Below are 6,839 nucleotides of genomic sequence, written 5' to 3'. Positions count from 1 at the left end.
CTCCACCACCAACATCCCGATCTCGCCACCTGGAAAACCAGGCAGCCCGCTACACCATCGGAATGAGGGGTCCCTTTTAGACGCCGATCACCCCGCTAACGGGGTCCCTTTTGCACGCCGGTCCACAGTCAGCGCGCATGCGCCCGCCCCCATGTCACGTCCGTTTCCCAAGCCCGCAGAGCAGCAACTACGTCAACAATGTCGCGGTCCAGCGCCCCGCTTTCGATGGCGGGCAGAATGTCGTTCTCAACCCATGAATCAAAACTTCCGAACCAGATAGCAATGGGTGACTGTCTCGGCTTCCCCGCGTCCTCGATCCGCTTCACACGGCGCTGGAGTGCGCGGAGACTCATGTGGTCACCTAAGCCCGAGCCGCGCGCGCAGATTGTCCGGTCGCGCGCGCTCGCTGATGACCACGACGGGCGGTGCTACCTTGCGCAGCGGTTCCGCCTCAGGGGCTGTGACAGGTGCGGCAACAGGCGGCATTGGCGTCCGGTTGAGCACCGCATAGGCGGTACATGCGATGCGGAGGTTGTGGTCAAGCACACCGGCAGCGACTAGCTGTTGCTCCTCCATCACCTCGAAATGGCGTCGGACAAGACGGTTTGCGTCAACATTCCCAACGGCACTGGCAAAGCCAACCTGTCGATTGACGGCATACAGAATTAGACGATGCAAGGCTTTTGGATAGCCCTTGGCGTTGGCGTGTTCATGCCACGCCCGTTCAGGTCCACCGGAAGGGCAGGCTGGCGGCTGGCGAGCATGATAGCCGTGCGCACGAAGCACAAATTGGGCGTGAACGGGTTGCCAATGGTCTTGGCAGTTGCCGCCGCTGGAATGGCCTGGCGCAGGCCCGGCGCGGCAAGAGCGGCGCGGCAACGCCAGTGGCCACCACATACTTGTTCGGGTCGCCAGCGAACGTCACCACGTCACCCGCCAGCCAAAATGCACTTTTCATGCGTTGCACCTCTGGGGATATGGCCAGATTTTTACTGGCGAGGCCCCTGACGCGCGGGGGCCGACTTGGCCTGCGTCGGGTTGGTTTCCTGCTTGTAGAGCGCCAGTTGCTCGCGCGAGATATAAGCGTGGATCGCCTTGGCCTCGCCTGGCGTCACGATGTCGGCAAAGCTGCCCATTCCCATCGATGCATAGGCGCCCTCGAGCACGATCTTGTTGAAGTTTTCGTGCGTTGCGTCTGATATCCGGCGCAAATCGGGTACGAGGCCGCGTCCGGGGACGTGGCAGCCACTGCAGCCCTTGCGCGTAAACAGCAGCTCGCCTCGTATCGCTTCTGCGGCCAAGAACGCAGGCGGCCTCGGCGGAGCTTCGAAGCGGGCGGGCGGCACGGGCTTTGGCAGCGGCACTGGTCCGCCATCGAGCTTGAACGCCAGCACGCGGCCTTCATTGCCATATTTGTATCCGGCCGTGTCGGGCGCGAACAGCCAGTTACCAGCGCCGCCCATGCCGACGGTTATCGCCACATATTGCTGCCCCTTGACCGTGTAGGTCATCGGCGCAGCCATGATCGCGCCCCCGGTATCGATCGAGCGAACCAGCGCGCCGGTATCGGCGCGGCGGATGTTCAGATGCCCGGTGATGTCCCCGCTGAACACCAGGCCGCCCGCCGTGGACATGACACCGCCTTCGGTCAGTGCTCTGGCACGGGTTTGCCAGACCACGCGCCCGCGCACCGGATCCCACGCGCGAATGAAACCCTGACTGGCAGGCTTGCCCGGACCACCTGCGGTGCGGGCAAGATCGGCCATCACGGGCAGATCACCGAACATCGACTGCAGAGCCTTGGGATCATAGTCCTCCACCATCAAGCCGGCGGAGGTGAATGCGCCCGGAATTGATCTGATCGGGCGTTTTGCGATGTCGACATAGATCATCGGCGCATCGACAACCGGAATATAAACCAGACCGGTATCGGGGCTGTACGACATCGGATACCAGTTGTGCCCGCCAATCATCGATGGATAGACCAGCTTGGGCGATTTCATGTAATTGGCATCGGGATTGAAAATCGGCCGTCCGGTCTTGAGATCGATCCCTTTGGCCCAATTCTGATAAGTATAGGGCTTGGCCGAAATCAGCTCGCCGGTCGCGCGGTCCAGGACATAGAAAAAGCCATCCTTGGGAGCCTGCATCAACACATGCCGTGTCTTTCCACCGATCTTGAGGTCGGCGAGGATCATCTTTGCAGTGGCGGTGTAGTCCCAATATTCGCCCGGCACGGTCTGATAATGCCAGCGCGGAACACCCGTCTTTGGATCGATCGCGACGATCGAGGCGAGGTAAAGATTGTCGCCTTTGCCTTTCGAGCGGTCGAGATAGTTGTAGGGGCTGGCATTGCCCGTGCCGACATAGAGCAATTTCAGCACGGGATCATAGGCCATGCCATCCCAGGCGGTTCCCCCACCTCCCTTGCTCCAGTCCGACTGCGGATCCCAGGTCTTTAGCGCAGCGTCGAGATAGGGCCTTTCCTGCGGGCCATTCTTCGGGTCGTGCGGCACGGCCCAGAACGTCCATTTGCGCGCACCGGTCTTCAGGTCGAACGCGCGAACAAAGCCGCGAACACCATAGTCAGCCCCGCCGTTGCCAATGACCACGACATCCCCTGCGACCTGCGGCGCACCCGACGTGGTGTAAGGCATATGCTTCGCACGCGCCTCGGCATCGAGAATATCGACCTTCCACAAGCGCTTGCCGGTGGCGGCGTCGATTGCGTGCATGTAGTTGTCGGTCGAGCCGACATAGACGACCCCATTTGCCACCGCGACGCCACGGTTGACGACGTCGCAACAGGCGTAACGGCCCCATTGGCCATCGACTTCCGGGTCGTAAGTCCACAGCTCCTTGCCGGTCTCGGCGTCCATGGCCGCGACATGTCCCCAGTTGGTCGAGACATAGAGCACGCCATCGACAACGACCGGGGTCGCTTCCTGCCCGCGGGTCTGGTTCAGGTCGTACTGCCAGGCAAGACCCAATCGCTTGGCGTTGGAGGCATCGATCCCGCGCAGCCCCGAATAGTACATGCCGCGCCAGCCGTTGCCTCCGGTGAGCCAGTTACCGGAATCGCCCTTGTCCGCCAGCAAGCGCGCCTCAGTCACATCACCCGCAGAGTGCTGTCCGCACCCTGCCAGCACGAGAAGCGCCGCCATCGCCGAACTTTTTACCCGATTGACCGGCCTCATTGGTCAGCCCCTTCCCTAAACTACTCAGAAGTCCGTCGAAAAAGTCAGCAAGCCGCCAAGCTGCGCGAACCACAGCAAGGCAACGAAGGACAGTGCGAGCAATCCCCCCCAAAGCTTGGCAAACCAGCCAGACTTTTCGCTCAGCACGGCGTAGAGATTGTAGAACGCCGCCAGCAATCCGCCGCCAAAACCCAGCAGCACAAGGCCGCTGACCACCAAGATTGGCCAATCGTTCTCGGTCAGTGCCTGAAGCCCGCCATCGGCGGAAATGCTGGCAAACAGGGCAGCGACGGCGCCAATCGCCATGAGCGCCACAACTGCACCGATACGCACAAGGCGGTATGCCTTGGCCCGCTTGCCGATCAGAGGAAACTTTGCGCCATGCCGGCGCCGCACCAGCGCAATCACCGGCCAGCCAAGGGCGGTCAGGATGACGATCAGTGCACCTGCCCCAGAGAACGGCAAGATCCACGATGCATCCTGCCACCAGGCCACGCGGTTGAACACCATGAAGCCGGCCAAGCTGTCGGACGAGACGCGCACAACCTTGCCGTCCTTGACCACTGCACCGAAACGCTCATGACCGCCCACCGCGCGCCACACGAATGGCGCGATTTCGCGGTAGTGGATCGGCTCGCCGCTCGCGCGCGGGATCACCGGGAAGATGACAGTGCCGTCGGGGTCGGTGGTTACCGTGACTTGCCCCATCAGCCCGGCAAGCGAAAGGAAGTTCGTGAAAAAGCCCCGCACGCCATAGTAATTGCCCGAAACCAGCTTCGCGTGCTCGGCAGCGGTCTTGGCATCGACCTTGCCATCGTTCTGCACGCCGGGGAAATAGCGGTCGGCAAAGGCCTCGAACAACTGCCCCCGCGAGAACCCGTGGTTGACGCCGGAGCTGTTGACCGAGACGAAAAGGCCGACATTTTCGCCCATGAACAGCCACAAGCCGCTGTGGAACAGCGCGGTATCGCCACCATGGCCGATGACCTTGTGCCCGTTGATGTCGTTGACCATGAAGCCAAGCTCAAACCCGTGGAGCGGCGGCATGAGCTGGGTCAGCGAATTGTGCATCTGCTGGGCGGTCTCAGGCTTCAGGATTTGCGTGTTGCCGAATTTGCCGTCCTGCAAGTGCGCGATCATGAAATGCGCCATGTCGTCGCCAGTGCCCGCCATGTTGCCAGCGGGCGTTGCGACGATGTTTTCGAACGGCTTGGCTGGCTTGGTCGCGTCGGGATAGCCCTTCGACATCAGATCGAGGATGCGCTTTTGCATCGGCAGCGAGAAGCTGGAGTTCTGCATGTCGAGCGGCTTGAAGATATGGTTCTGCACATAGACGTCGAACGGCTCGTGCGAGACGCGTTCGACGATATAGCCCGCCAGCGACGCGCCATAGTTCGAATAAGCGGGCGTCGTCCCGGCATCGAACACGCGGGCAGGCGACCGGTGGCGCATGAAAGCACCCAGCGACGGATTGCGAAGCTTCGGATCCTCCATGCCCTTGAAGATTTCCTCGAAACCGGGCGTATGAGTCATCAGATTGCGCAGCGTGATTGGCTTGCCGCCCCGCGGCGGAATCCTGTAATCGAGATACGTGTTCACGTCGGCATCGAGGTTAAGCTTGCCCTGCTCGACCAGTTGCATCACCGCCGTCCATGCAAACAGCTTCGAGACCGAACCCGGGCGAAACGCGGTGCGCTTGGGATCGACCGGCGCGCCTGTGGCGACATCGGACACGCCAAAACCGCGCTCGGTCAATATCTGTCCGTCCTTGACCACGACAACGACCGCGCCCGCAACTTCGCCCCGCGCAAGCGCCGCAGGCATATAGCCGTCAAGCCAGGCATTGACGTCATCGGCCGTCAAGGCTCTCCCGGCGGGTGCAATGGGAGCAGCGGATGGCGCCGGGTTGGCTGACGTTTGCGCTGTGGCGCCGAACACGGCGAGTGTCGCCATCAAGGCCGCAGCCAGATATTTCTTCATGATCCCCCCAGGGTATGATCGACTCGCCGGGCACTTTGATGAAATCCACGGCAGGTTATTTTCCAATCAGCATAGTCTATCCCAATTGGAAAATGTCAATTGCTTTGCCAACCGTTTTGAATGCGGTCGAGCATTGCCGGATCGCTCAGTGCATGTTGCCGATAACGCCCTTGCCCGGATACGCCGTGGTCACGATCGCCCCATGATCGACCACGAGTTGGCCAGCGACGATGACATAGGGAATGCCCGTGGATGGCTCTGCCGGTTTACGGAAAGTCGCGAGATCCTTGACCTTGTCGGGATCGAACAGCGTCAGATCGGCATCGGCACCGACTTGCACGCGGCCTTTGTGCCGCATCATCGGCGCGACACCTTCCATGCGCCGCGCAGGCAGCAGAGTCATCTTGCCGAGCGCATCCATCAGCGACACTGCGTGCTTCTCACGCACGTAGACGCCGAGCGTACGCGCGAATGTGCCCGTCGACCGGGGATGGCCAGCGCCATTGACGATTTCGCCGGCGTCCGAGATGATCATCACCCCGGGGTGCGAAATTCCGGCAAGCACACCGGCTTCGGGGATCATGTGCAGGATGACGCCTGCCGACGGAAATTCCTTGCGGAATTTCTCGAAGCTTTCCGCAGTCAGCCGCTCACCGGTCGGCGGCCATTCGACATCCTTGTAATCGATGCCGATATGCCCCTGCCAACCCGGGTTGAAGATCGAACTGCCCAGAATTGTTCCTGCCGCGTCATAGGGATAGACTTCGGTAGTGACATCAACGCCATGCGCGCGCGCACCGTCCATCAGCCCCAGCAGCAAATCGACCGAGCCCTGCCCCTTGGAACCGATATGGCAATAGTGCACCGGCGCGCCGGTCGCCGCGCTGTCCGCGATCATTTCCTGCAAGGGCGCAAGCAAGTGATCGGGATCCGACCTTTCGGCCGCGCGCGCATGGACGAACACCGGGGCATGCACCTTGCCCGCCACGCCGAACATCTCCAGCACTTCGTCGCGCGCGAGCCCCGGCAAATATTCGTACAGCAAACCCACGCCAAGCCCACCTTGGGCAAGCCCATCAGCCAGCAAACGGTCCTGCTCGGCGCGTTCTTGCGGCGTGAACGCGGTTTCGGCCCATTCCGCTTTTCGCGAGAAGATCGCGTTGAACGGGCCGTTACTATCATCCTGCCCGGTCTTGATCCTGATCCGGATACTTTGGACGCCGACGCTGGCGCCGTAATTGATCCGGGTACGCCCCGCGCGCGCGGCATAGAAAGGTGCGATCGGATAGACCCCGGCCTCGAGTTCGAGCGCGGTCGTCACGCCATCGCGCGCCTGCAGATCATAGCCGAGCGGATATTGCGCATGCGAATGCAGATCGATGAAACCGGGGCCGACGACAAGGCCATGGGCATCGACTTCCCGCGCGCCGTTCAGCGGCTCGGCGGTGAGCGCGGCAATCTGCCCGTTCTTGACCCCCACGTTGAGCACCCGATCGGTACCGGTTTCAGGGTCCATCACGCGGCCACCCGTGATCACCAGATCAAACCGGTCTGCCGCAGCAGCGGCGCGCACCGAGCCGCCGCAAAGCAGTGCGGCCATGGCAAAAGCGGCCAGTCCGATCGGAAGGGCGCGGTGGTGTAGTTTTTTCATCGTTTGTATCC

The 6,839-nt window shown here is 61.7% G+C and carries 4 protein-coding genes; all 4 read right to left on the bottom strand.

What is annotated here, in order from left to right; all coding sequences use genetic code 11:
* Window positions 1-357: 357 nt before the first annotated feature.
* Window positions 358-786, bottom strand: coding sequence for a hypothetical protein (locus LDN95_RS18565; protein WP_226019060.1), 429 nt, complete (start codon window positions 784-786; stop codon window positions 358-360).
* A gap of 203 nt (window positions 787-989) precedes the next feature.
* Window positions 990-3,197: a PQQ-dependent dehydrogenase, methanol/ethanol family gene (locus LDN95_RS18560; protein WP_226019059.1), complete on the bottom strand. Its 2,208-nt coding sequence runs from the start codon at window positions 3,195-3,197 to the stop codon at window positions 990-992.
* A gap of 24 nt (window positions 3,198-3,221) precedes the next feature.
* Entirely contained in the window at window positions 3,222-5,177 is a 1,956-nt protein-coding gene (locus tag LDN95_RS18555) for a serine hydrolase (protein ID WP_226019058.1), read from the bottom strand.
* A 145-nt stretch (window positions 5,178-5,322) separates the two neighbouring features.
* On the bottom strand, window positions 5,323-6,828 hold the full coding sequence (locus LDN95_RS18550) for an amidohydrolase family protein (protein WP_226019057.1): 1,506 nt from the start codon (window positions 6,826-6,828) through the stop codon (window positions 5,323-5,325).
* Window positions 6,829-6,839: the final 11 nt, after the last annotated feature.

Source organism: Novosphingobium sp. FKTRR1 (genome assembly GCF_020404405.1).
Lineage (GTDB): Bacteria > Pseudomonadota > Alphaproteobacteria > Sphingomonadales > Sphingomonadaceae > Novosphingobium.
This window is presented reverse-complemented; position numbering and strand designations above follow the sequence as displayed.